General features: G+C 23.5%; 29 protein-coding genes and 1 pseudogene. 22 read left to right on the top strand and 8 right to left on the bottom strand.

Annotated features, from left to right (window positions below; all coding sequences use genetic code 4):
* Positions 1 to 8: 8 nt before the first annotated feature.
* The 7 genes from AACL24_RS08190 to AACL24_RS08160 all read left to right on the top strand — a co-directional run bounded on the left by AACL24_RS08190 (position 9) and on the right by AACL24_RS08160 (position 8061).
* Positions 9 to 1163, top strand: coding sequence for a YitT family protein (locus tag AACL24_RS08190; protein ID WP_339046038.1), 1155 nt, complete (start codon positions 9 to 11; stop codon positions 1161 to 1163).
* Positions 1164 to 1315: 152 nt separating this feature from the next.
* Positions 1316 to 2344 (top strand): DUF3137 domain-containing protein, encoded by a 1029-nt coding sequence (locus AACL24_RS08185; RefSeq protein WP_339046036.1) that lies wholly within the window; start codon positions 1316 to 1318, stop codon positions 2342 to 2344.
* A 30-nt stretch (positions 2345 to 2374) separates the two neighbouring features.
* Positions 2375 to 3451: a hypothetical protein gene (locus tag AACL24_RS08180; RefSeq protein WP_252319207.1), complete on the top strand. Its 1077-nt coding sequence runs from the start codon at positions 2375 to 2377 to the stop codon at positions 3449 to 3451.
* A 22-nt stretch (positions 3452 to 3473) separates the two neighbouring features.
* Positions 3474 to 4358, top strand: a complete 885-nt coding sequence (locus AACL24_RS08175) for a hypothetical protein (RefSeq protein ID WP_339046034.1) — start codon at positions 3474 to 3476, stop codon at positions 4356 to 4358.
* Positions 4359 to 4607: 249 nt separating this feature from the next.
* The gene (locus AACL24_RS08170; protein WP_339046032.1) at positions 4608 to 5972 is read left to right on the top strand and encodes a hypothetical protein; all 1365 of its coding nucleotides are present in this window, start codon (positions 4608 to 4610) and stop codon (positions 5970 to 5972) included.
* A 187-nt stretch (positions 5973 to 6159) separates the two neighbouring features.
* Positions 6160 to 6989, top strand: a protein-coding gene (locus AACL24_RS08165) for an IS5 family transposase (protein ID WP_339046030.1) whose coding sequence is annotated in 2 segments (ribosomal slippage) — positions 6160 to 6556 and positions 6556 to 6989 — 831 coding nt in all. Because the reading frame shifts where the segments join, the coding sequence is not laid out codon by codon here.
* 448 nt (positions 6990 to 7437) lie between these two features.
* Positions 7438 to 8061, top strand: coding sequence for a hypothetical protein (locus tag AACL24_RS08160; protein WP_339046028.1), 624 nt, complete (start codon positions 7438 to 7440; stop codon positions 8059 to 8061).
* Positions 8062 to 8087: 26 nt separating this feature from the next.
* On the opposite strand, the pseudogene AACL24_RS08155 reads toward AACL24_RS08160, so the two are convergent.
* Positions 8088 to 8807, bottom strand: a pseudogene (locus tag AACL24_RS08155) (IS256 family transposase); the annotation flags it as partial.
* Between the two features lie 95 nt (positions 8808 to 8902).
* Between AACL24_RS08155 and AACL24_RS08150 the strand changes: the two are divergent.
* Positions 8903 to 10141: an IS256 family transposase gene (locus tag AACL24_RS08150; protein WP_339049423.1), complete on the top strand. Its 1239-nt coding sequence runs from the start codon at positions 8903 to 8905 to the stop codon at positions 10139 to 10141.
* Between the two features lie 101 nt (positions 10142 to 10242).
* Here the strand turns inward: AACL24_RS08150 and glpK are convergent, their stop codons facing one another.
* The 3 genes from glpK to glpO are packed head-to-tail and all read right to left on the bottom strand — an operon-like array spanning position 10243 to position 13687.
* Positions 10243 to 11811 carry a glycerol kinase GlpK gene (gene glpK / locus AACL24_RS08145; protein ID WP_339046026.1) on the bottom strand — a complete coding sequence of 523 codons (1569 nt, stop codon included), beginning with the start codon at positions 11809 to 11811 and terminating at the stop codon, positions 10243 to 10245.
* A 25-nt stretch (positions 11812 to 11836) separates the two neighbouring features.
* The gene (locus tag AACL24_RS08140) at positions 11837 to 12556 is read right to left on the bottom strand and encodes an MIP/aquaporin family protein (protein ID WP_339046024.1); all 720 of its coding nucleotides are present in this window, start codon (positions 12554 to 12556) and stop codon (positions 11837 to 11839) included.
* A gap of 18 nt (positions 12557 to 12574) precedes the next feature.
* On the bottom strand, positions 12575 to 13687 hold the full coding sequence (gene glpO / locus AACL24_RS08135) for a type 2 glycerol-3-phosphate oxidase (RefSeq protein ID WP_339046022.1): 1113 nt from the start codon (positions 13685 to 13687) through the stop codon (positions 12575 to 12577).
* Positions 13688 to 13955: 268 nt separating this feature from the next.
* Between glpO and AACL24_RS08130 the strand changes: the two genes are divergently transcribed.
* Entirely contained in the window at positions 13956 to 15188 is a 1233-nt protein-coding gene (locus AACL24_RS08130) for a hypothetical protein (protein WP_339046020.1), read from the top strand.
* Positions 15189 to 15340: 152 nt separating this feature from the next.
* On the opposite strand, the gene AACL24_RS08125 is transcribed toward AACL24_RS08130, so the two are convergent.
* Both AACL24_RS08125 and AACL24_RS08120 read right to left on the bottom strand, forming a co-directional pair.
* Positions 15341 to 16170, bottom strand: a protein-coding gene (locus AACL24_RS08125; RefSeq protein ID WP_339046018.1) for an IS5 family transposase whose coding sequence is annotated in 2 segments (ribosomal slippage) — positions 15341 to 15774 and positions 15774 to 16170 — 831 coding nt in all. Because the reading frame shifts where the segments join, the coding sequence is not laid out codon by codon here.
* A gap of 312 nt (positions 16171 to 16482) precedes the next feature.
* A complete protein-coding gene (locus AACL24_RS08120; protein ID WP_339046016.1) occupies positions 16483 to 17052 on the bottom strand; it encodes an HAD-IIB family hydrolase in 570 nt (189 codons plus the stop codon).
* 76 nt (positions 17053 to 17128) lie between these two features.
* Here AACL24_RS08120 and AACL24_RS08115 point away from each other — a divergent pair.
* A protein-coding gene (locus AACL24_RS08115; protein WP_339046014.1) for an IS5 family transposase occupies positions 17129 to 17958 on the top strand; the annotation gives its coding sequence in 2 pieces (ribosomal slippage) (positions 17129 to 17525 and positions 17525 to 17958; 831 coding nt in all).
* 139 nt (positions 17959 to 18097) lie between these two features.
* Here the strand turns inward: AACL24_RS08115 and AACL24_RS08110 are convergent.
* A complete protein-coding gene (locus tag AACL24_RS08110; RefSeq protein WP_339046012.1) occupies positions 18098 to 18394 on the bottom strand; it encodes an HAD-IIB family hydrolase in 297 nt (98 codons plus the stop codon).
* Between the two features lie 10 nt (positions 18395 to 18404).
* On the bottom strand, positions 18405 to 18746 hold the full coding sequence (gene trxA, locus AACL24_RS08105; RefSeq protein ID WP_199188855.1) for a thioredoxin: 342 nt from the start codon (positions 18744 to 18746) through the stop codon (positions 18405 to 18407).
* A gap of 427 nt (positions 18747 to 19173) precedes the next feature.
* On the opposite strand from trxA, the gene AACL24_RS08100 reads away from it, so the two are divergent.
* The 12 genes from AACL24_RS08100 (at position 19174) to AACL24_RS08045 (ending at position 24989) form a co-directional block, all read left to right on the top strand.
* Complete coding sequence (locus AACL24_RS08100) at positions 19174 to 20040, top strand: rolling circle replication-associated protein (protein ID WP_339046010.1); 867 nt, start codon at positions 19174 to 19176, stop codon at positions 20038 to 20040.
* 224 nt (positions 20041 to 20264) lie between these two features.
* Entirely contained in the window at positions 20265 to 20540 is a 276-nt protein-coding gene (locus AACL24_RS08095) for a hypothetical protein (RefSeq protein ID WP_339046008.1), read from the top strand.
* 59 nt (positions 20541 to 20599) lie between these two features.
* Positions 20600 to 20803: a hypothetical protein gene (locus AACL24_RS08090; RefSeq protein ID WP_339046006.1), complete on the top strand. Its 204-nt coding sequence runs from the start codon at positions 20600 to 20602 to the stop codon at positions 20801 to 20803.
* A 217-nt stretch (positions 20804 to 21020) separates the two neighbouring features.
* A complete protein-coding gene (locus AACL24_RS08085; RefSeq protein WP_339046004.1) occupies positions 21021 to 21887 on the top strand; it encodes a hypothetical protein in 867 nt (288 codons plus the stop codon).
* A gap of 1 nt (position 21888) precedes the next feature.
* On the top strand, positions 21889 to 22014 hold the full coding sequence (locus AACL24_RS08080) for a hypothetical protein (RefSeq protein WP_339039527.1): 126 nt from the start codon (positions 21889 to 21891) through the stop codon (positions 22012 to 22014).
* On the top strand, positions 22014 to 22202 hold the full coding sequence (locus AACL24_RS08075; RefSeq protein ID WP_338960158.1) for a hypothetical protein: 189 nt from the start codon (positions 22014 to 22016) through the stop codon (positions 22200 to 22202). Before AACL24_RS08080 ends, AACL24_RS08075 begins: the two co-directional genes overlap by 1 nt.
* A 1-nt stretch (position 22203) precedes the next feature.
* Positions 22204 to 22404, top strand: a complete 201-nt coding sequence (locus tag AACL24_RS08070; RefSeq protein ID WP_339046001.1) for a hypothetical protein — start codon at positions 22204 to 22206, stop codon at positions 22402 to 22404.
* 34 nt (positions 22405 to 22438) lie between these two features.
* On the top strand, positions 22439 to 22699 hold the full coding sequence (locus tag AACL24_RS08065; protein WP_339045997.1) for a hypothetical protein: 261 nt from the start codon (positions 22439 to 22441) through the stop codon (positions 22697 to 22699).
* A 12-nt stretch (positions 22700 to 22711) separates the two neighbouring features.
* Positions 22712 to 23080 carry a hypothetical protein gene (locus AACL24_RS08060; RefSeq protein WP_338956929.1) on the top strand — a complete coding sequence of 123 codons (369 nt, stop codon included), beginning with the start codon at positions 22712 to 22714 and terminating at the stop codon, positions 23078 to 23080.
* Between the two features lie 209 nt (positions 23081 to 23289).
* Positions 23290 to 23481: a hypothetical protein gene (locus AACL24_RS08055; protein WP_338956933.1), complete on the top strand. Its 192-nt coding sequence runs from the start codon at positions 23290 to 23292 to the stop codon at positions 23479 to 23481.
* 23 nt (positions 23482 to 23504) lie between these two features.
* Positions 23505 to 24545 carry a hypothetical protein gene (locus AACL24_RS08050; protein WP_339045995.1) on the top strand — a complete coding sequence of 347 codons (1041 nt, stop codon included), beginning with the start codon at positions 23505 to 23507 and terminating at the stop codon, positions 24543 to 24545.
* A gap of 9 nt (positions 24546 to 24554) precedes the next feature.
* Positions 24555 to 24989: a hypothetical protein gene (locus AACL24_RS08045; protein WP_339045993.1), complete on the top strand. Its 435-nt coding sequence runs from the start codon at positions 24555 to 24557 to the stop codon at positions 24987 to 24989.
* Positions 24990 to 25196 lie beyond the last annotated feature (207 nt).

Genomic DNA, 25196 nt, shown 5'->3' with positions numbered 1-25196 from the left:
AGTTTAATATGTCCAATAATTCAGAAGCAAAAAATAAAGATAAAGAGCCACCGTTAATTGTTGATGCCTTTACTTTTAAAAATATTGGTGTTAAACAAGAGATCCATTCTTCATGAAAAAACTTTAATTGAAAAATAACTTCTAAAAATTTATTATTAATTTTTATTGGTGCTTTTTTAACAACTGTTTCCTTTTTTTATTTTATTAATCGTGCTGGTTTATATACTAATGGTTTATCAGCTTTTGCACAATTAATAGCTAAATTTATTGCCTTATCTTATAATGGCAGTATTACTGAACAAGAAACAACGCAAGCATTTTGATTTTATCCAGTATATTTTTTTATTAATGGTCCTATCATTATTTGAGGATTATTCAAGGTTGGATTTCGTTTTACTCTTTATACTATCATTTATTTGTTATTTCAAAATGGAATTAACTTTTTGTTAACAGCAATTGATTCTCTTAAAAATTTTCAAGTTTTAGGTAATGAGCCATTAAAAGGTACTACAGATTATTGGCACTTAATTTTACCACGTACTTTTATTTTTGCTGCTTTAGGTGGATTAATTTATGGTGCTGGTATTGGTATTTTATTTAAAACTGGTGGATCTAGTGGTGGTATGGATTTTATTAGTACTTATATTTCTATGAAACGTAAATATTCAATTGCTACTATTATTAGAAATACTAATATTATTATTGTTGTTATTGTTTTAATTCTTGATGGAACTTTTTTACAGAAAACTAGTCTTGCTGATAATTTTTTAGTTAGACCTTATTTTATGTCAACGCTTGTTTATATTTATGTAGCAGCTTTTGTTATGAATAGAGTTTATCCAAAATATATGTTGATGAGTGTCTTTATTATTTCTAATGAATTAGAGCAAATCCGTAATGATATTTATCGAAATAATTATTTACGTGGTGGTAATGTTTGAAACGTGAAAGGTTTGTATTCAGGTAATGAATATAAAATGATGATGACAACAATGTCATTATTAGAATATAATTTTTTTAAAACAAAAATAGTTCGAATCGATCCTAAAGTTTTTATGGTAGCAGTTCCTGCAAAATATATGCATGGTGGTAATGCAGGTAAACCTCCACAAAATGCACCTGTTAATATTACTGAAATTAATGATTTTTTAGAAAAAAACTAATAATATATATGTTATAATGTAATTAGTTTTATAATAGTAGGTTTTTAGACTTTTAAATAGATTATTACATCTATAGTTAGTCTTTTTCTATTTTTTTATAAAACAAAATTAGTTATAAACTATATTAAGAATTAAAAAAGAATGGAATAATCATGAAACATAGTTTATCACCAAAGGTTGTAAATGAGATTGTTAATAATATTCATACTGACTATAATAATAGTAGTAATCATTGATGAATTAAATTAATAAATAATCGTTTATGAATTAGTTTATGAATTATTACTACCATTATTGCTATTGGTGCTAGTATTGGTATTAACAAATCATCATTTATTAAAAAACCATTTACCATTATTAGTATTATTGGATTCATTGTTGGATGCTTTTTATTAGTGCAGAGTTTTGTATTAAAAACTAAAATTCATGAAAAATTAATAGAAGAATTACCAATTATTAACTATTATCAATGAGTTATTAAAGATAATAATTCACAAATGAATTTAACAACTATTAGTGATTATTGAACAATTGAACCACAAGGTAATTTACCTTTAGATGAACAACCTAATTATTATAATTATTGCGAACAAGTAATGATAGGAAGTATTAATGGTCAAAATTTTAACTATGGAAGTATCATTAACCAAAAAGTTATGTATGAGACAAGTTCTGGATATAATAGTGCTGCTCAAGTTATTGAAACAGAAAAAATTACTTGTTATTATGCACGTTTTGTTTATTATACAACTATTATTAGGAATAATAATTTTACAATGACATTAACACCACGTAATATATTTTCAAAAAAATTTCGTAGTAAAAAGAAAGTTCAATTAGAATCACATTTATTTGAAGATTTATTTGAAGTAAAATGTGATAATCAAATTAAATTAAGATTAATTTTAGAACCAAAAGTAATGAATTTACTTAATGAATTTGCTTATAGTTTAGGAAATAAGGATTTACCAGTTATTCACATAGAAAATGAACAATTAACATTAAGTTGAAAATATGAATTAGGAAAAAATTCTTATAATGATGGAAAAGGCAAATTGATGGTTTTACCCACTACTACTAATCTTGAAAAGTTTATTAATAAATTATTAGCAATGATTAGTAAAGATATTTTAAATTTAACGCAAGCACAAATGTGAGTTAATAGCTTACAATTATTATAATAATAATTTAAAAATAAGGTAGATAAAATTATGAATAACTATCAATTATTAAAATCAAGTTGAAAATGATTTAACAATAAATATTTGATGCAGACGATCTTATGAATATTGTTAACAATTTGTTTGATTATTTGTGCAATTTTATGAGAAGTTAAAAGTAGTATTTTTAATAAAATTTTAACATTTGATTTTTTTAATAATGCTAGTATTACTGATGAAACTATTATTACTTTAAAAACTTATTTATATATTGCCATTTTTAGTAGTTGTATTGCAAGTAATACTTTAATATTTATTCAAATCAGATGTTGAATGAAAAAATATATTGAAAATAAATATAAGGTAATTTCAAATTTTGAAAATAATTTTTTTATTTTTAAAGCTTTATTAGTATTAAATGTTGCTAGAAACATTACTTATATTTTTTGTTTTACTAATGTTTTTACCACATTATTTGTTTTAACTTATTGATTTTGTTATTTTATTATTTATATTATTTTAGAAAAAATATTAGAAGAAAAAAATCAGATTCTTGGTAATCCTTGATGAAAAGATATAGAAAAACGATCATTATTTATTATTTTAGGTTTTGAAGTTTTATATTTAATTGTAAAAAATTCAATTTTGAATTTTACTAAGGGTACTATTAACATTGATCAAGTTTTAAAGTACTTTATTCCCGCTAGTTCTTTAGCATTAATATTAGCAGTCTTCATTCAAAGTTTAGTTAAAAATGATGTTAAAACTATTTTAAATAATATTAAAAATGTTAAAACCAAAGTTGATGATTTTAAAATATTTTATAATTGAGATTATAAAAATATCATTAGTGATTTTCTATTTGTTAAAGAAGCACCATTAATTATTCGAAATGAATTAAAACAAAAAGTATTAACTAATGAAGAAAAAAATAAAATATTTGAACTTTTACATGAAATTTATCAATTTCTAATATTTGTTGAAAAACAAAATATTAAAGTTAGTGAGTTGAAATATATTTATTATCATTTATTTTATGAAATAACAAACCGCGATGAAATTTCACAAATTAAAAATAGAATTATTAATACAAAAAAGAAAAATTTGAAGATAATACTAAAAAAGTAGTGATTATCTAAGGAAGTTTATTATGAAAAAAATATTAAAAATTATAAGTGTTTTTGCATTTACTAGTAATACTAGTATTAATATTAGTGCATGTGATGTTTTTCACAATTCATCAGTTGATTATCAGCAATTATTAGAAGATGCTGCAAATTTAATTGCTAATAATACTTATCCCAATTTTAATAATTTTTTAAAACCCGAAAATAAAACTCATGTTTTTGATTTTAAAGAATTAATTGAAGACAATATTAGTGACTTGTTTAATACTGCTCCAGAAGATTTTAGTAATATTACTTATGAAATTACTAATGGTCAAGATGAAATAAAAAAAATTAGTACTACTAATATTAAAATTCATTTAGCTGTTTATAATAATTCTACGGTAAAAGATTGTAGTTTTGATGCTAATTTTAGTCCATTACAAGATTATATAAATGAAAAATTAGAACCATTAGTTAATGGAACACAATATTTATCAATTAACAAAAAAGACAGTGGTGGATTTTATAATGACTTAGTTACTGCTGGTGCTACTTTTAAAAGGGAAGAAAAAAATCAAAAAGAACAATATTTAAGAAATAATTCAGATAAAGCTAAAAATTTTTGAAAATTATTTCAAGAGTGAATTCCTTCTGAAGAAGTGAAAAACCCTTTACTTAATATTTTAGTTCCATTATTAAATTTTATTCCAAAAAAACCCTTTACTTGGTTAACTTTTGATAATTTTAAACCATATTTGTTAAATGCTGGCGGCTATAATAATGTTATTGCTATTACTGGCAATAAAAAATTTGGTGATAAATATTATGATTATATAAAAATTGGATTAGAGGGTAAAAATTCAAAGGATATTGCTTTTGGTAATAAATATGAAGGTTTAACTTTTATTTTTACTACTAATAGTTAATTAATAAATTTTTAGTTGCTTTTTGAAAAGATAAAAATTAATAATAAAAATTACTTTTATAACTAATTTTGTATTAAAAAAATTAAAAAAAATATAGACAAGTTATAAAACACATGCTATTATTTTTTCATACCTTTTTAGGTTAAATAATATATGCGACTAAAAGAAGTAGTTTCACGTAATAATTATATTACTGGATACTACTTTTTATTTTAAAAAAGTAGCAACTTAAGAAAATTATTATTATATATGAAAGAAGTGTTTAAAATGTCTCCTTTATTTACAGGTAATCAAAATCTTAATATTCGTAGAATGTCTGATGATAGTGCAATAAGTTTATTAGGTTCAAGTGGTGATTTTTCTAGCATATCTAATAGTAGTACAATATCTATTTTTGAAGAAACTGCTATTAGAGAAAACAAATATTTATCAAAAATAACTAAACTTTTAGGTAAAAATATTACTTTTATTGTTGCTCTTTCTGGTAATATCACTGCTCAAATGATAATTAGTACTACTGTTGCTAAAACACCATGAAATTGACAAACTATTAAGGATAGTTTGATATTTAGTGGTATACTTATTGGTTTTGATACAGCTATTGAACCTTTTATTTTTGGTTCAATCGAAAATATTGAAAATTGAGTTATAGATAAATGAAAAAACAATGAAAATAATATTAATGTAGGAAAAGAAATAATAAAAGTTATTCCTTTCTTATTATTTTTAAGTTATTCTGGTGTAATTTTGGATAGAGTTTCTAATAATATTTTAGATAATTGAATTTCAATGGAAATTCTTGGACAGACAACTATTGAATTTACTAGTTATGTGTTAAATATGACTTTTCATGGTGCAATCATTTATAGGATAGAAAAAGTAATAAAATTAGGTTGAGAAAAAGTTAAAAGATTATTTAATAACAATATTAATGATATAGAAAATCAACTTCTTAATAGTGAACAAAATATTGATGAAAATAGTAATTTTTTTTATAAAAATATTTTATCATTATTTTTTATAACACCAATATCAATGACTATAACATGAGGTACTGAGAATTATATATCTAATCAAGAATTTACTTGAAAAAAACTGTCAACAGATGCTCCAAAAGTTATTGGTGGTATAACTCTTTCTCTAGTTTCATCTTTACTTAATTGTATGGTTAATAAAGAAGGAATACCATTTCTTCCAAAACTGAGTACTGTTATAGATACTATTAAAAGATGAACTGGTTATCAACAAAATAATGGTAATATTGAACAATCAGTAACATCATGTCAATCTTCTATTAATGATTCTTGTTTAGTAGATGTTTTTAGTGAATTAGAAAGTATTGAAGAATTTTCTAGTGTTATTGGACAATTATGTAATGAAGAAGAATGAAATTTTAAAAATGATGAAGAAAATGAAATCTTTTTTGATGCTGTTGAAGAGCAGAAAGTAAATAGTAATTTTGGATCTAGTACTAAACCAAGAAATAACTATGGAACATTCAATAACTATTGTGAGTCTACAAATTCTTTGGATAATGGAATTAGTAGTTCAATTCTTAAAACAGAGTTTGATGAACAATCACTTCTTTCAAAGCCACGCTCATTTACTATATAAAAACAGTATATAATAAATGTATAATAATATTTCTATATTATATAATTATATGATTTTGAAATTTAATAAATCAGAAAAAAGTATTTTAGTAAATTAAAGTACTTTTTTTATTAGACTTCTTGCAAAACCTATCTATTAAAAATTTAATTTTTAAAATAAAATTAAAAATAAAAAAGATAGGTAATCTATGATGTTTGATAAATTAAAAACTATTAACAATCCAGAATTATTAAGATTAACTGGTATAAATGATATTATTTTTAATAAAATTCTAAAAATTTTAAAGACAGAAGAAGTAAAAAAGTTTAAAAATGGTGGTACACCTAATAAATTATCATTAGAAAATCGTTTATTAATGACTTTAGAATATTGAAGAGAGTATCGAACTTATTTTCATATTGCTAAAAGTTATGGAATTAGTGAAAGTAGTTGCTATAGGAATATCAAGTGAATAGAAAATACTTTAATAAAACATCCTGATTTTCAACAACTTGATGGGCAAAAATCACTGTTAAATAATAATTTTAAAGATAAAACAGTTATCATTGATGTGACTGAAAGTACTATTCAACGCCCAAAAAAAGTCAAAAACAATATTATTCAGGAAAAAAGAAAAAACATACAATAAAAACTCAAGTCATAATTGAAAAAGATAGTAAAAAAATTATAAGTTCTTATTTTTCTTATGGTAAAAATCATGATTTTAAAATTTTAAAAAATTCAAAAACGAAATTTTTATCAGAAACAACTATTTTAGTAGATTTAGGATATCAAGGTATACAAAACATACATAAAAATGTCTTATTACCTAAACGAAAATCAAAGAAAAACCCTTTAACTAAAGAAGAAAAGAAAAATAATAAGGTTATTTCAAAAATGAGAGTTGTTATTGAACATGTTTTTGCGATTCTTAAAAAATTTAAAATTATTAGTGAAAAATATCGAAATAGAAGAAAAAAATTTGCATTAAGATTTAATTTAATAGCTTCAATTTATAATTTACAATTATTAATTTAAATATATTTGATAATTTAATATTTTATTTTTTTATTTGAAATAATAATTTTTGTTGTATTTTAATGACAAAAAATAAAACATATTTTGAACAATAATTTTTAAAAAATATTAAAAGTGTTATTAAAATAAATTTTTAAACTTAAAAAATGTGATTAATATCATAGTTTTGCAAGAAGTCTATTGTATATTTATTTTTTCAATTATAAATTTAAATTGGGATTTAATCAAAATACCATATAATTCAATATTATTTTATACTTTTTTAAATTTACAATTGTTTATATTAAATAAAGTTAGAAAAATTATATTTTTGATGAATCTTAATATTGGTACAAGGAAACCACTAATATAAATTAGAACTATTCTGATATTTTTTATTTTTAAATTTAATTAAAAATCAGATTATAAAAAATGTTATTTTTAACATATATAGAAGGATAAAAAATTAATGGATACTAGTGATGAAGAAAATATTTCTGTAGAAGATTTACAAAAGCAACTAGAAAAGATTACTCAAGAAAAAGAGGAAGTTCAATCTAAATTAGATGAAACTAGTAAGGCTAAAGAAGAAGTAGAATCTAAGTTAGAAGAAGCTAATAAAGAAGTATCTAAATTAAAAGAAGAAATTAAAAACTGTAGTGATAATGAAAAATTACAAGAACTAAAAAATAAGTTAGAAGAAGCTAATAAAGAAATTGAAAAATTAAAAAAACAATTAAATGAAAAAGATAATAATGAAATAAAGCCTAATCCTAAAATTGAATTATTAAAAGAGAAATTAGAAAGACTTGAAAAGAAATTAAAAGAAAAGGAAAAAGAAATTCAAAATATTAAAAATGATCCAGAGTCATTAGAGGACTTAGAAGCTAATATAGAAGAAAAAGAAGCTATTGAAAAACAAATCAATAGTGTTAAAAAACAATTGGAAATTTTAATAAAAGAAGAAGAAAAAAATAAGATTCATTTAATTAATTGTCAAATTTTACAAGAACAATTAAAAGAAATAAATGAAAAAATTGATAATTGTCAATCTAATGAAAAAAATGATAATAGTCAAGAGGCTTTTATGTAATCTGTGTATCTTTGTTTTACAAAGTACTAGTTTAGATTAATTCTATCTTCAAATTTTATCATAAAATGAGCAATTGCTGTATTTCAATTTTGAATGGGCATTGTTCATTTTTTTGTTATATTTTCAATTGCTAAATAAAATATTTTAAAAACTGCCATATCATTAGGAAAAACTTTTTTATTTCTGATAACTTTTCGTAATTGACTATTTACAGATTCAATAGCATTTGTTGTATAAATAACTCTTTTGATTTCTGTAGGATAACTAATAAAAACCATTAAATTATCTCAATTTTTATATCAAGATTTAGCAATTTGAGGATATTGTTTATTTCACTTATTTTCAAAGGATTCTAAAGCCTGCATTGCTTGTTCTTCACTACATGCAGTATAAATTGGTTTTAAATCTGCAACTAGAGATTTTCTATGCTTATATGAGACATATTTCAAACTATTTCTAATTTGATGAACTATGCATAATTGATGTTCTGTTTTAAGATAAACTGATTGTATTGCTTCTGACATGCCTGTTAAATTATCACTGCAGGCAATAAGAATATCATTTAAGCCACGATTTTTCATTTCTGTTAAATTTGCTAATCAAAATTTAGCACCTTCATTTTCACTAATTCATAAACCTAAAACATCTTTTTTACCTTCTAAATCAACTCTTAAAACTATATAAACTGATTTATTAATAATCCTTTTATCTTGTCGTACTTTCACTACTATGCAATCAAAATAAACAGGTAATGTTTAGTAATCTGTGTAACTTACAAAAATAACTATGTTTAATTAATTCTAGTAAATATAATTAAATGACTAGAAAGAGTGAGTTACAGATGGCTAAAAAGCAAAATATTAATAATAATGATCCAATATCAAAAGCAGTAGATTTATTATTAGAAAATACTGAAGATTTAACAACAGTTTTTAAAGAGGGAGGATTGTATAAAGAATTAACAAAAAGATTAGTAGAAAAAATGTTGAATTCTGAGATGCAAAATTATTTGGGATATGAAAAGAATCAACATAGTAATAGTGACAATGCTCGTAATGGTATAAGTTCAAAAAAAATAATAACTCAACAAGGTAAAATTGAGATTGATGTACCACGAGATCGCAATAGTAATTTTAATCCTGTAATAGTTGTAAAAAGACAAAGAAGATTTGATGGTTTTGATCAACAAGTTCTTTCTTTATATGCAAAAGGTATGACATTATCAGATATTAGAATGCAATTACAAGAGTTATATCATGGTGCTGATATTAGTGAAAGTGTTATTAGTCAAATTACTGATGATGTTATTGATGATGTAAAAGCATGGCAAAATCGACCATTAGAAAGTGTCTATCCGATTGTTTATTTTGATTGCATAGTAGTGAAAGTACGACAAGATAAAAGGATTATTAATAAATCAGTTTATATAGTTTTAAGAGTTGATTTAGAAGGTAAAAAAGATGTTTTAGGTTTATGAATTAGTGAAAATGAAGGTGCTAAATTTTGATTAGCCAATTTCACAGAAATGAAAAATCGTGGCTTAAATGATATTCTTATTGCCTGCAGTGATAATTTAACAGGCATGTCAGAAGCAATACAATCAGTTTATCCTAAAACCGAACATCAATTATGCATCGTTCATCAAATTAGAAATAGTTTGAAATATGTCTCATATAAGCATAGAAAATCTCTAGTTGCAGATTTAAAACCAATTTATACTGCATGTAGTGAAGAACAAGCAATGCAGGCTTTAGAATCCTTTGAAAATAAGTGAAATAAACAATATCCTCAAATTGCTAAATCTTGATATAAAAATTGAGATAATTTAATGGTTTTTATTAGTTATCCTGCAGAAATAAAAAGGGTAATTTATACCACAAATGCTATTGAATCTGTTAATAGTCAATTACGAAAAGTCATCAGAAATAAAAAAGTTTTTCCTAACGATATGTCAGTTTTTAAAATATTTTATTTAGCAATTGAAAATATAACAAAAAAATGAACAATGCCCATTCAAAATTGAAATACAGCAATTGCTCATTTTATGATAAAATTTGAAGATAGAATTAATCTAAACTAGTACTTTGTAAAACAAAGAAACACAGATTATTAAAAAGCCTCACAAAATAAAATAATTAAGTAAATTTACTTAATTATTTTATACTGTCAATTCAGTTATTTTTATTTAATAGAAGTAGTTCAACCACGTGTTCTTTTAACTGCTTCTTGTCAACCCTTATAAAAAGTTTCTGCTTTTTTTTCTATCATAATTGGTTTATATTCTTTTTCAATTTTATTTATTTTTTTAATATCATTAATATTTCAAAATCCAATTGCAAGTCCTGCTAAGTAAGCAGTACCCATTGCTGTAGTTTCAGTATTTTTAGGTTTAATTAAATTAGTACGAGTAATGTCACTTTGGAATTGCATAATATATGAATTATTACTTGCTCCACCATCAACTTTAATCTTAATTTTTAAATCTTTTAAATCTTTATTTAATTTAACATCTGCTTGCATTGCCAGAATAACATCTTGTGACTGGTAAGCTAATGATTCAATGGTACCTTTAACAATATGTTCACGCTTCGTACCACGTTCTAAACCAAATATAGCGCCACGTGCTGTTGAATCTCAATAAGGGGCACCCAAACCAACAAAAGCAGGTACTACATAAATACGTTGTTCTTCTTTGGGATCAACAATTTGTGAATATCATAGACTTTCATCGGAACGATATAACATTCGTAATTGATCACGTAAAAATTGAACAGCAGCCCCTGCAATAAAAACTGAACCTTCTAAAGCAAAAACTGGTTCTTCGCCTGATAATTGATAAGCAATAGTCGTTAGTAAACCTTGTTTTGAAAAAAGAGGAGTATTTCCAATGTTCATTAAAATAAAACAACCAGTACCATAAGTATTTTTGATTTCACCAGGTGTTAAACATAATTGACCAAATAATGCAGCTTGTTGATCACCAATTGAAGCAGTAATAGGAATTTCTTGCTCATCATTTTGGAATAACATTCCTTTATAAGTAGTTCCAATTTTACCTGAACTGGGAACTACTTCTGGTAACATATTTTTAGGAATATTAAATAATTCTAGTAATTCTTCATCTCATTTTTTAGTATTAATGTTGAATAACATTGTTCGTGAAGCATTTGTAATGTCAATAACATGTTTAGTTTTTTCAACATTATTTTCAATACCATTTGTCATTTTATAAATTAATCAACTATCAATAGTACCAAAAGCTAGTTTTCCTTTTTTTGCTAATTCACGTGCATTTTTAACATTATCTAAAATTCATTTTATTTTAGTAGCAGAAAAATAAGAATCAATTAGTAAGCCGGTTTTTTTATGAATTTTTTCTTTTCATCTTTTTTTTGCTAATTCTTCACAGTAATCTGCTGTTCTGCGATCTTGTCAAACAATAGCGTTATAAATTGGTAAACCTGTATCACGATTTCATACTACTGTTGTTTCACGTTGATTAGTAATACCAATTGCTTCAATTTGATTAGATTTAATATTACTTTTATTTAAAGCTTGTTGCATTGTTGTTAATTGATTATTTCAAATTCCAAGTGCATCATGTTCAACTCAACCTGATTGAGGGGGATAATGCTGAGGTATATCAATTTGATGGATACCAGTAATTTTTCCTTCTTTATCAATAATTAAAGTACGACAACTAGATGTACCTTCATCTAATGCCATAATATATTTTTTTTCTTCTGACATATTATTTATCCTTTCTGTACTTTTATTAAAGTATTTCAATTACTTGAATTAAACCACCAGCAATAATTGCTCCTAAAATTGGTCCAATAACAGGAACTGGAGCATATTTTCAATCAGAACTTCCTTTATTTGCTATTGGTAAAATAGCATGAATAATTCGTGGTCCTAAATCTCGAGCTGGATTAATAGCAAAACCTGTTGGTCCACCAATAGCAAGTCCAATAACCATAACACCAATACCAACAGTCGCAGGTCCAGTAATAAACGCAGAACCACTATTAAATATTTGTGAATTAATAACTAAATTTTTAATACCAATAGTAGCACAAACAATCATAACTAGCATAAATGTTCCAATAATTTCTGTTATAGTATTTCAAATATAACTACGTTCGGCTGGAGCTGTTGCAAAAGTTGCTAAAATTTTATTATTATCTTCAGTAATGTTATATTGTTTAAAATATGCTAAGTAAACAACTAATTGTCCTAACATTGCACCTAAAAATTGAAATAAAATATATAATGGAATATAAAGGAAGTTTTCCCCAATAAAAACTGTTTTTTTATTAGCAACTCATAATCCAATAGTAACAGCAAATCCTCATCCAGTACAAATAACAAGTCAACCGCTATTTTCTCCCTTTGTTTTTTTTAATAAAACGTTGGCAACAACACAATTTCCTAGTAAAATTAGGATAAATGTGCCAAATAGTTCACCAATAATTACTTGTGAGACTTCTGGCATAATATTTTCCTCCTTAAATTAAATATTTTTTATCATATTTGCTACTAGTAAAGCAATTGTTGGTGCTGAACTTAGACCTGGTGATTTAATACCAGCAACATTAATAAAGTTAGTATTATTACTAGCAAATTTTATGAAAAAATCATCAGTTTCAACACAAATTGCTCGTGAACCACTAATTACTTTACAAGTTTTATTAATATTTAAAATTGGAATAATTTTTAGACCAATTTTATTAATAAGTTCAATATCTTCAATTGTAATTAATCTAGTATCACTTTTCGGTACATTTTCATGAGAAGTAGGACCCACCAAGATATGACCATCAAGCATTGGAGCAACTATTACTCCTTTACCATTAATAGTAGGTATCATAAATAGAATGTGATTATTTATAATATGATTTTCGGTTTTTTCAAGAATACAATACTGTCCTCTTCTAGTTTTTAAAGTGAAATCTTGACAATTTATTAACTTTGCAATATCATCAGCATAATCACCAGCAGCATTAATAATATATTTTGAAGTAAAAGTTACTTTTTTTTGATTATTTAAACAAGTAACTCGAAAACCTGAATTTAATGTTTCAATATTAATTACTTGATGATCAACTTTTAGTTGTCCTCTATTTTTAATCATGCGATTAATTAAAGATTGTGTTAATAATACTGGATCAACAGCATATGAAGCAGAACAAAGTAGTGCACTAGTAACTTTTGGGTTAACATTAGGTTCTAATGAAATTACTTCTTCTCTTGTTAATATTGATAATTCTTTTTTAGCAAGACCATTAGTAATACCACGTGCATATAATTTTTGTATTTCTGAGTTTTCTTCTTTGCTAAAAGCAAGTATTAAAGAATCAATTTTTTTTCATGGAAAATCTAAATTTTTAAATCAATCATTTTCATATAATTTTCTGCCCTCCAGATTTAATTTAGCATTTAGTTTTCCTGGTGTTGGATCAAATCCACCATGAATGACTCCAGAATTTCCTTCTGATGTTTCTTGGGCAATTCTTAAATTTTTTTCTAAAATAACTACTTTTAAGTTTCTTTTTGATAATTCATCACTAATAGCAGCACCAATAACACCAGCACCAATAGTAATAACATCAAAATCAAATTCCATTACTTTCACCTCTCTCTAAACATCATTAAGAACAAAAGTTTTATCTGTGTATAGTTTAATTATAATATATTTTTTTATTATTAACTTAATTCAAAATATTAGATTAATTTTTAAACATTTTTAAATGAGATTTTATTAAAAAAAATAAGAAAAATTTGTGTTATATTATAAATAACGATATAAATTCAATATCGTTATAATTTTAATGAGTATATATAAAAAGATATCTAATTATTAAAATTGTATTATTTAAAAGGTAGGTATATGAATGAAACAATTATTAATTACTTTAAGTACATTAACAACATTAACTTTAACAAGTAATACTGTTATTAATAGTATTAATGATAATATTGTTAATAACAGTAGCTTAACAAATAAATCATCAATAAAGAATTCTACAAATTCATTATTTAATAATCAATGAAATATTTTAGGTACTAGTGATTGAATTACTAACCAATCAATAACCGATTATAAATTTTACAGTTATGATACTTCAGCATTAAAAAGTTATACTTTTGCCAATGCTCAAAATACTTTTTTAGTAGATACAACAGGTAATCTAGTTTATAATACCAAAGTAATTGTTCCTGATAAAGATAAATCAGATATTGAAAATACAAAACAAGAAATGAATAATACTAAAAAAGTAACTACTATTAAAGATACATATAATCCATATAGTAAAAGTGAATATAGTACTTCTTACTTTAGTGGTGATAATCAAGATTGAAAGTTAATTCAGCAAGGTGGAATTGAAAAACACATTGATATTTCACAACAAACAGGTGGTCATAAAGTTGAGCATAGTGATAATTTAAGTGAAACATTGGGTCTATATTATATTGCTAAAGCAACATTATCTAATAAAATTGATAGAACAATTGCTGAGAAGTTGTCTAATTATTTTATTAGTCAAAGTAGTTTAAAAGGAAAAATTAATAATGAATTAGCTACTAAAATTGTTGATTTAATTGTTGATAATAAAGATATTTATAATTTTATTTATAATCTTCCATTTAATATTAGTGACAAGAACTATTCATTAAACTATATTTTTGATAATAATAATAATTTAATTGAAATTTATTATAATAAATTTAAAAATGATAATATTACACAAAATGTAAATTTTAATTATACTACTAATTATAATGGAACAGATTCTACAAATGTTTATAATAGTGAGCAAAAAAATATATTTTCAAATTGAACTGACTATGCTAAATCTTGGGATGATTTTACTACTTTATTTCCTAGTATCAGCTTTGATAATAATTCTTTTATTTCTGCTGGTGATTCAAGTCAAAGTACTCAAAAACATAATATTAAAATTAGCACAAAAGATATAACAGAAGCGATTGATAATTCTGCTAAAATTGATAATAATTTTTCTGTAAGTGGTTTTATGTGACATGCATATATTAATTCATCTGTTTTTATTTGACATGATTCTTCTGGTATTTACATTAGACTTCTTGCAAAACTATGATATTAATCACATTTTTTAAGTTTAAAAATTTATTTTAATAACACTTTTAATATTTTTTAAAAATTATTGTTCAAAATATGTTTTATTTTTTGTCATTAAAATACAACAAAAATTATTATTTCAAATAAAAAAATAAAATATTAAATTATCAAATATATTTAAATTAATAATTGTAAATTATAAATTGAAGCTATTAAATTAAATCTTAATGCAAATTTTTTTCTTCTATTTCGATATTTTTCACTAATAATTTTAAATTTTTTAAGAATCGCAAAAACATGTTCAATAACAACTCTCATTTTTGAAATAGCCTTATTATTTTTCTTTTCTTCTTTAGTTAAAGGGTTTTTCTTTGATTTTCGTTTAGGTAATAAGACATTTTTATGTATGTTTTGTATACCTTGATATCCTAAATCTACTAAAATAGTTGTTTCTGATAAAAATTTCGTTTTTGAATTTTTTAAAATTTTAAAATCATGATTTTTACCATAAGAAAAATAAGAACTTATAATTTTTTTACTATCTTTTTCAATTATGACTTGAGTTTTTATTGTATGTTTTTTCTTTTTTCCTGAATAATATTGTTTTTGACTTTTTTTGGGCGTTGAATAGTACTTTGAGTCACATCAATGATAACTGTTTTATCTTTAAAATTATTATTTAACAGTGATTTTTGCCCATCAAGTTGTTGAAAATCAGGATGTTTTATTAAAGTATTTTCTATTCACTTGATATTCCTATAGCAACTACTTTCACTAATTCCATAACTTTTAGCAATATGAAAATAAGTTCGATACTCTCTTCAATATTCTAAAGTCATTAATAAACGATTTTCTAATGATAATTTATTAGGTGTACCACCATTTTTAAACTTTTTTACTTCTTCTGTCTTTAAAATTTCTAGAATTTTATTAAAAATAATATCATTTATACCAGTTAATCTTAATAATTCTGGATTGTTAATAGTTTTTAATTTATCAAACATCATAGATTACCTATCTTTTTTATTTTTAATTTTATTTTAAAAATTAAATTTTTAATAGATAGGTTTTGCAAGAAGTCTATTAAATTTTGAATTGGTGAAGATTCATTTTTTTATAATGATAGTCTTATTTTTTCTATAGTATTAGATAAAGATACTTTTAATAATTCAATGAATAGTTAGTTTATATTAAAAGAATGCAAATTTGAAAAATATTTATTTAAGTATAAAGGATATTGAATTAAAAATGCTGGTAATTGTCCAGCATTTTTAAAGTTATATTTGATAATAAACTATATTAGAAAATTAAACTATTATTTATTCAAACTCTGATTTAGGAAATACATATTTATCGATAGCTTTTGCAACACCACCACAAGTATTTTTACTAGTAACATCATATGCTATTTCTTTTAAATTAGGATGAGCATTTTGCATTGCAATACCATATTTAGCCCATTTTATTAATTTATAATCATTCATACCATCACCACAAGCTAGTACTTGCTCAGGAATAATATTTCATTTTTTGCATAAAAATTGTACAGCAGCAGCTTTATTAACACCAATTGGATTAATTTCGATAACACTATGAGAAGAAGTAGCAAGTTCTAAATCTTTTATAGTATTTAATTGTTCTAAAATTGGATTAACTTGTTTTTTCTTTTTACAAAATAATAAAATTTTATACATACCCTCATCGGTATTCTCATCAATTTGTTTAGTTGGTAGGTTATTAAAATTTTCCATAATTTTAACTTTTAGTGATCTGCGATTAATTAAGCCTGTTTTATTATCGGTACTATATCCTCACATTGCTAAATTATTTTTATTAGCAAATTTAATTATTGTTTGTATTTGTTCTTTTGTTAATGATTTTTCATACAATAGACTTCTTGCAAAACCTATCTATTAAAAATTTAATTTTTAAAATAAAATTAAAAATAAAAAAGATAGGTAATCTATGATGTTTGATAAATTAAAAACTATTAACAATCCAGAATTATTAAGATTAACTGGTATAAATGATATTATTTTTAATAAAATTCTAGAAATTTTAAAGACAGAAGAAGTAAAAAAGTTTAAAAATGGTGGTACACCTAATAAATTATCATTAGAAAATCGTTTATTAATGACTTTAGAATATTGAAGAGAGTATCGAACTTATTTTCATATTGCTAAAAGTTATGGAATTAGTGAAAGTAGTTGCTATAGGAATATCAAGTGAATAGAAAATACTTTAATAAAACATCCTGATTTTCAACAACTTGATGGGCAAAAATCACTGTTAAATAATAATTTTAAAGATAAAACAGTTATCATTGATGTGACTGAAAGTACTATTCAACGCCCAAAAAAATTCAAAAACAATATTATTCAGGAAAAAAGAAAAAACATACAATAAAAACTCAAGTCATAATTGAAAAAGATAGTAAAAAAATTATAAGTTCTTATTTTTCTTATAGTAAAAATCATGATTTTAAAATTTTAAAAAATTCAAAAACGAAATTTTTATCAGAAACAACTATTTTAGTAGATTTAGGATATCAAGGTATACAAAACATACATAAAAATGTCTTATTACCTAAACGAAAATCAAAGAAAAACCCTTTAACTAAAGAAGAAAAGAAAAATAATAAGGCTATTTCAAAAATGAGAGTTGTTATTGAACATGTTTTTGCGATTCTTAAAAAATTTAAAATTATTAGTGAAAAATATCGAAATAGAAGAAAAAAATTTGCATTAAGATTTAATTTAATAGCTTCAATTTATAATTTACAATTATTAATTTAAATATATTTGATAATTTAATATTTTATTTTTTTATTTGAAATAATAATTTTTGTTGTATTTTAATGACAAAAAATAAAACATATTTTGAACAATAATTTTTAAAAAATATTAAAAGTGTTATTAAAATAAATTTTTAAACTTAAAAAATGTGATTAATATCATAGTTTTGCAAGAAGTCTAATATATCTAATCTATTATCATTAGTAATATCAAGGATGTTACCACCATTATAACAAATAATATGACCGGTTTTTTCATGCATTAAACATGATTTTGCAATATCAATGGTTGAACTTGGTGCTCTTCCTGTTGCAATAATAACTTTAATATTTTTTTGATATGCTTTTTGAATTGCAATTAGATTTTTAGGATGAATTTTTCATCTACTTTTCAATAAAGTTCCATCTAGATCAAGAACAATTAATTTAATAGCCATTATAAATACCTTATTTTCCTATTTCTTCGATAATATTAGTCATATCTTTTTCAGAAACTAAACCAAAAGTTTTTTTAACTTCTTTTCCTTCTTTATTAAAATAAATTAATGTTGGAATTGATTGGATTTCATAATCTTTTGCTAGTTCTTTAGCTTTGTCAACATCAACTTTAATAAAATTAATATTTTTGTGTTTTTCGTCATTAGCAACATTTTCAAATCTTGGCCCTAACATTTTACAAGGACCACATCATTCTGCTGAAAAATCAATTACTGTTATTTTTTTTGATTGTAAAAGTTGCTCAACTTCTTTTATAGAATTAATATGTTGTATTTTGCTTTCATTATGCATGTGTTCACTACCTTTTCTTTTAATTTATTTTATGGTTTAATTCTATCATTAGTTTTAATTTTTAAAACATTAAAAGATAAAATAATTTTTTTAATTTTAGTTATTACTATATAAATATTTATAATTTTTTTAGAATAAATTCATAAGAAAATTGTAAATTATTTTTTTTAAAATTAAAGAAATATCTTTTCAATTTTAGAATATATCTGTTATAATCTGAAATATATTAATTAAGTATCGTTTTTCTTTTATTATTTGTTTTTATAATTTTTTATGTTAAGATTTGTTTGTTATTAAAATTTATAAAATTGGTTTTTTAAAACCTAGAATGTGCGAATTTTATATATGGATATTCAACAGGATTTTTATATTAAAAAGATTTTTTTATGCTTGTTATGTTAAAAATGTAGTTTTACCTATTTCTTTTTTGAATAATATTGGAAATAAGAAAGGTAAATGTTATGTTGGTAATAAACAAAAATTAAGAAATAATACTTCTCGTACTAAAACTAATTTAATTCAAAAGGCATTACATAATTTTTATAATAGTAAAATGTTAAGTTTTATTACTTTAACATATAAAGATAATATGCAAGATGTTAAAAAAGCAAAAAAAGATATTGGTTTATTTTTTATTAAATTAAAGAAATGATGAAATGACCCCAAACGTTTTGAACATTTAGGAGAATTAAAATATTTTTATGTTTATGAATATCAAGAACGTGGAGCAATTCATTTTCATATTATTTTTAATAGAAAGATACATAAAAGTATGTTAGCAGAATGATGAACTCATGGTTTTAATGATTTAAAAGTCGTTAAAAGAGGTACAAATGAATTTGTGATTAAATATTTGGGAAAATATGTTACAAAAGCATTAGATGATGTTAAATCTATAAATCAAGCGGATATAGGTGTAAAGGCTTATGCTTTTAGTCGTAATTGTAAAAATCCTATTGTAGTTCGTGGTATTAAGAAATTAACAATTCAAGATATAATTAAAGCAAGTTTTAATGCAACAAATGTATTTTATTTTAAATCGCAAAGAGATACTAATGGTGATACTGTTATGATTGGTGGTATTATTGAAAGTACTGTTGTAAATGATTATTTTAAAGAATATGAAGATTACGAAAGATATGTATATTTAAGTGCTTTATCGTATAAGCATTATTTACGAACCAGTGAAATTGGTTATTTAATTCAAAGAGATAAAGATGTTTTGTCTTGGGCAGAGAAAGTTTTTGGTAATAAACTTGAGAAAATAGATTTTAAAAAAAGAGTTTTACATTAGAAAAAAAAACTTGATTTTTCTATATTTTTACTTGTATATATATATATATATATATATAATGGTTAATGAACATTAGTAATTACGCACATTCTTACTAGTGTTCATTTTTTTTTATTTTAATTTTATTTTTTTTGTGTTATACTTAATTTGTAAGTATAGCTTTACCCTACTATGCTTAACTTATTAAATTAAATTTTAATGAATGTGCGAGGTTAAGTTTTTTTATGTTTAAAGTTCAATTAGTTAATATTGAAAAAGGGCGTATTATTCCCGATAAAAATAATAAAGGTCAAACATTAAAGTTTGATGTTTTGAAGTTTGTAGAAATAAATAAACAAACGAGCGTGCCAACTGGTCAAATACGTGATAAATGATATAATCCGGAATTTGCTAGTGATTTTAATAATTGTTTATCTAGTGTTGATTTAAAAGTTGGTAATTTTTATTCACTTGAACTTGATTTAAGCGGTAATATTAAAAAACTTTCTAATTGAAAATAGTTATTTATTAAAAGGGTAATTTTAAATAATTATTTTATGTTAGGAGTTAAGTTTAAATTATGGCTAATAATGATAATTGTTCATGTGAACAAGCATTTCATTTAGCAATTTATATGTGTAAACTTTGTGACCAAGTTATTTGTCCTAAAAAAATTTTACAAAACTTATATACTAGAAAATATTATTGTCCAAATTGTATATTAGATATTGCTTTAAATAAAGCAATTAAAGAAGAAGAAAGTAAGTTTAATTATGAGACATAAGTGTAGTGATTGAACTTATGAACGATTATATGGTTGTGAAATGTGTTACAGAGTTGCTAATGAAATGGAACGAATAAGAAAAGAAAATAAAAGAAATAAGTAAAAATTAAATAAGGGGCTTATATATGGATTATATATTTTTCATTAAGCCCCAATGGATTAGATTATAATTCATAAATAAGCTCCTTATTAGCATATAAAGTAAGGAGTTTTATTTATGCCTAATGAGTTAGAACAAACTAGTAATTATACTTTAACTAAAATTTTAAGAACTGGATTAAGTCCATTAAGTGCTATGGTAGGAGTTAGTGCTTATTATGGTCAATATTTAAAAGACCCAGTATTAGGTTCTATTAATTCATTGTTATTTAGTAAAAAGTTAGGAATTGATATATGGAATATTAATCAAAGACCTACTACTAGAAATAAAGTGATTAATAGTTATAAAAAGATATTTTTGGGAATTGGGACAATTGGTTTAATAAATTATGCTAAGTTTGTTCAGTATGTATATAAGTCAGTTTTTTTATTAAGAGATGAACCGTGTTTTTGACCACCTTGCCCTACTGAACCACCAAGGCCAACATATCCGCCATTTACAACTGTTAAACCTATAATTGATAATCCTTTTGTAGATTGGGATACTTATATATCTTTAAATAGTTTTGGTATAGCAAATGTTATTAGTGGTTTAACTGAATTAATACCTAATAGGTTTCAAAATATAAGAAAAATAGCAAATATGGCTACTGGCGGATGTTTGATTAGTAGTGGTGTAGCAATGGGCATTAATAATAATTTTAATAATTATTTTGCTATTCCTACGATTATTGCCGGTGCAAGTGAGATTATAAATACTTTATTGTTACCTTTGGGAAGTACATATAATAATACAGAATTACAAGAAGTATTTACAGATGAAAGAGCAAGATTAATTAATGGCAGTGTTAATGATTATCAAAGTACAGATGACGGTATGGTTGATGTTGATTTAAATGATGATAGTATGTCGGAGATTAATTTAGATAGAGCAAGTTTAAATTGGGATTATTCTTATGCTTATACGTTAGGTGGTGCTGTTTAAAATGAAAAAAGATAAATGAAAAAATATGCCAAGACAAAAGTTGCATAAGAAAAAGGCAAAAAGAAATTTTGAACAGAGATTATATGAAAATATGAGTTTTGATAGTTTTTTAGGAGGTAGAAAATAATGGTTAAATGAATAGTTGTGATAATTGCTGTGCTTGGTACTTCTTGGGCTTTTAAAGGTACTATTAAAAAGTTAGTTTGAAAATTTAAACATAGAAAACACAATGTAGTTGACCCAGATTGTTGATATTGTAAAGAACAAAAACGTAAAGAAAGAGCAAGAAAAGAATTAGAGGAGGGAGGTGATTAGTATGCCAAGAGGTTTAAGTGCTTTAATAGAAATGATTGGAGGTATTGGTCAAAAATTATTAGAATCTTTTAGTTATGTTTTTAACTGAGTATTTGCTGGTGATTCAATAATGACAAATTGACCAGTCTTAATTCCAATATTTATGATGGTCTTAGTATTTATTAAAGAATTTATTGGACATATTATTCGTGGATTTAGATAGAAAAAATTAAAGTTGTTTTTAGGAGGTAATAGTTATGATTAAATTATTTTTTGCAATAATTTTTGTTTTTCCTTTATTAGGTAAACTTTTACCTTCTTTAAATAATATTGTGCAAAATATTTTGCAAAGTTATATTACTGATTTTTCTGGTTTACATAATTTGTCTTTGGTTATTAAAAGTTTTATTTTTGGTGATAATTCACAACAAATAGTTTCAATGCCAGCACCATTGTTAGCAATTATTTTAGTACTTTTTACTTTTTCATTAATTTTAAAATTATTAAAAATAATATAGGAGTAGTTTATTATGGGTGTTGCTTTTATTTCAAAAGTTTTAGAACTATTTGGACAAATTTTTATGAAATTTTGAAATTTGCCAATGGCAGATTTAGGTTTTAATTTGGGAACTTTTGTTGTTTTTATTCTTTTAATAAAGTTTGCTATGTCAGTTTTTTTAAATATTGACATTCAGCCAGTTTCTACATCGGGGACTGTAAAGCAAAGTTATAGAAATATTAAAGGTAGTTCAAAATTTGTTGGTAAAAAAATTGCTAAGGTTCATAGTAAACGTATTGATAAATTAAAAGAAAAAAATAAAAAACAAGGTAAGTTTAAAGGTGGTGCTGGTGGTAATAAATTTACTGGAACATCTAGTGGTTGAGGAGTTGGTAATTAATTATGAGTGATTTTGTGAATAGTATATTGCATTTAATTTTTATATTTTCTAGTAATGATATTGGTATATTTTTAAATCAAACTAATATTACTGATGAAGTTTATATTTTGTTTAATTTGACTTTTTGGTTGGTATTAGGTGTATTTTTTAATTTTATTTATCGTAGTATTAAATTTATTTTTAGGTCATTGTTTGGGTAGGTGTTAAGTATGAGTGTTTGAGATATTTACAATAAAATACATCAATGTATAGTTGATTATTGAACTATGTTTATAGGAAGTCCAGTTGACCAATTTACTACTATTTTATGAAATTTAGTAGTTTATGGAACGCAGTTTTTTATTGGATTTATTATATTTTATGGTTTATGATGAGTTTTAAGATGTTTGTTTGGTAAATAATTATGTGATTTAAATTTGCTAAATTGTTTTTTGTTGTAAATACTTCTGTTCAAGCACCAACTAGTTTAATTGCTTCAAATGACCCTAATGTTGTTAATTATGATATTAAAAAAGAAATGATTAAACATGTTAAATATAATGATTTTAATGATTGAGCAACTATTCCATGAAATTCTGCTTATTTTGATGTCGACCAACCGGATTTAAAATTAGTTAGTGGCGAAATTATAGGTGGTTTAGATAATGATTTGGATGTTCAATATCAAAGTGATGTTGTAGGTGTTAAAAAGACAACACTTAATACTGGAACTGGTGTTTATTCTTTTAGGAGATATCAGTTAGATGACATTTCTCGTATTATGTTTAATCATAATTTTATTCAATATGGTAAAAAAAATCAACTTCTTATTTATAATGTAAATCATTGAGCTAAACCTTTAAGTTTACGTTTTGAATTAAATTTTGAAATTGATAAACCTTTAAGTTTTTATATTCAGGGTTTTATGTTTTATTTTAGTTATGAAGGTTTTTCTACATTTACTGGTGATTTTGCTTTTAGTTTTTTAGATTATGAGGGTAATACAAAATATGTTTTTAAAGGAACAGTTGGTAATGATATTTATATGCAAGATTTGTATAATTTTATTTCTATGCCAGTTCGTGTTCCTAATTTGAGACATTTAACTGTATTTTTTGATATTCATGGAACTACAAATTTAACTATTCCACCAGATGTTCTATTTGGTCAAGTTAATATTTTTTCAAGTGAAAATATAACACCAGTGCCACCAAATAGTCCTTTTAATCCCGAATATGAAAGACCAAGTTGATATGATGTCTTTGGACATTTACGTAATGCTTTTAGATGAGTACTTTATGGTGTTGTTGGTAAAGTTTTACCAGTTGAACCATTAAGACAATTTGTTTTTACAACAGATAGTTTATTACGACATATTTTTTCAGATACGATTAGTACTGCTTTAAATGTTGATATTGTTAGTGGAATAGAAAATATTATACCTTTATGATTATTTGTTAGAGCAATTAGTTTAATTATAGGTTAGGAGTTTATTATGCCTTGATATGGTTATGTGTTATTAGTTATAGGTTTGATTATAATTATTTATCCAATTCTTATAACTATTCGTAATGTTAAAATTTTAAAACGAGTTGGTAGTTATATTATTTCAGCACCTCCAAGAACGGGTAAATCTGCTCTTGCTTGTTGTTTAGCACAAACTCATAAGAAACGAGTAGTTAGTCCTTTTCCTATTAAGTTAAAGACTGGTTATTCTTATTTGGTTAATTATAACGATGTTTTTACTTTTAATCAGTTAGCAAGTAATTATGCTTTTGAGGAACAAGATTTAATAATTTTAGATGAATTAGCATTAAAAATAAATTCTAATGATTTAGGAGTACAGTTTAAAAATCAACAAGAAAGTTTAGGACAATTTTGTAAGTTAATAGGTCACATGTTTAATGGTACAATGTATTTGATTGAATAACACCCTAATAGAATACCAGTACAAGCAAGAGAAAAAGTAGAATATATAGTTCAAGTTAAAAGAATGCGTGTTTTATTATTTTTTGTTGTATTTAATGGACATATTCCGTAATTAAATTTAATTAATTGTCAATAAAATTGTTTTAAAACTATTTAGTGTTATTGAATATAGAAATAAATATTTTTTGAAAAAATAGTTTAAAAAATG

It is taken from the genome of Spiroplasma endosymbiont of Colias croceus, from assembly GCF_964020095.1.
Taxonomy (GTDB): domain Bacteria; phylum Bacillota_I; class Bacilli_A; order Mycoplasmatales; family VBWQ01; genus Spiroplasma_E.
This window is presented reverse-complemented; position numbering and strand designations above follow the sequence as displayed.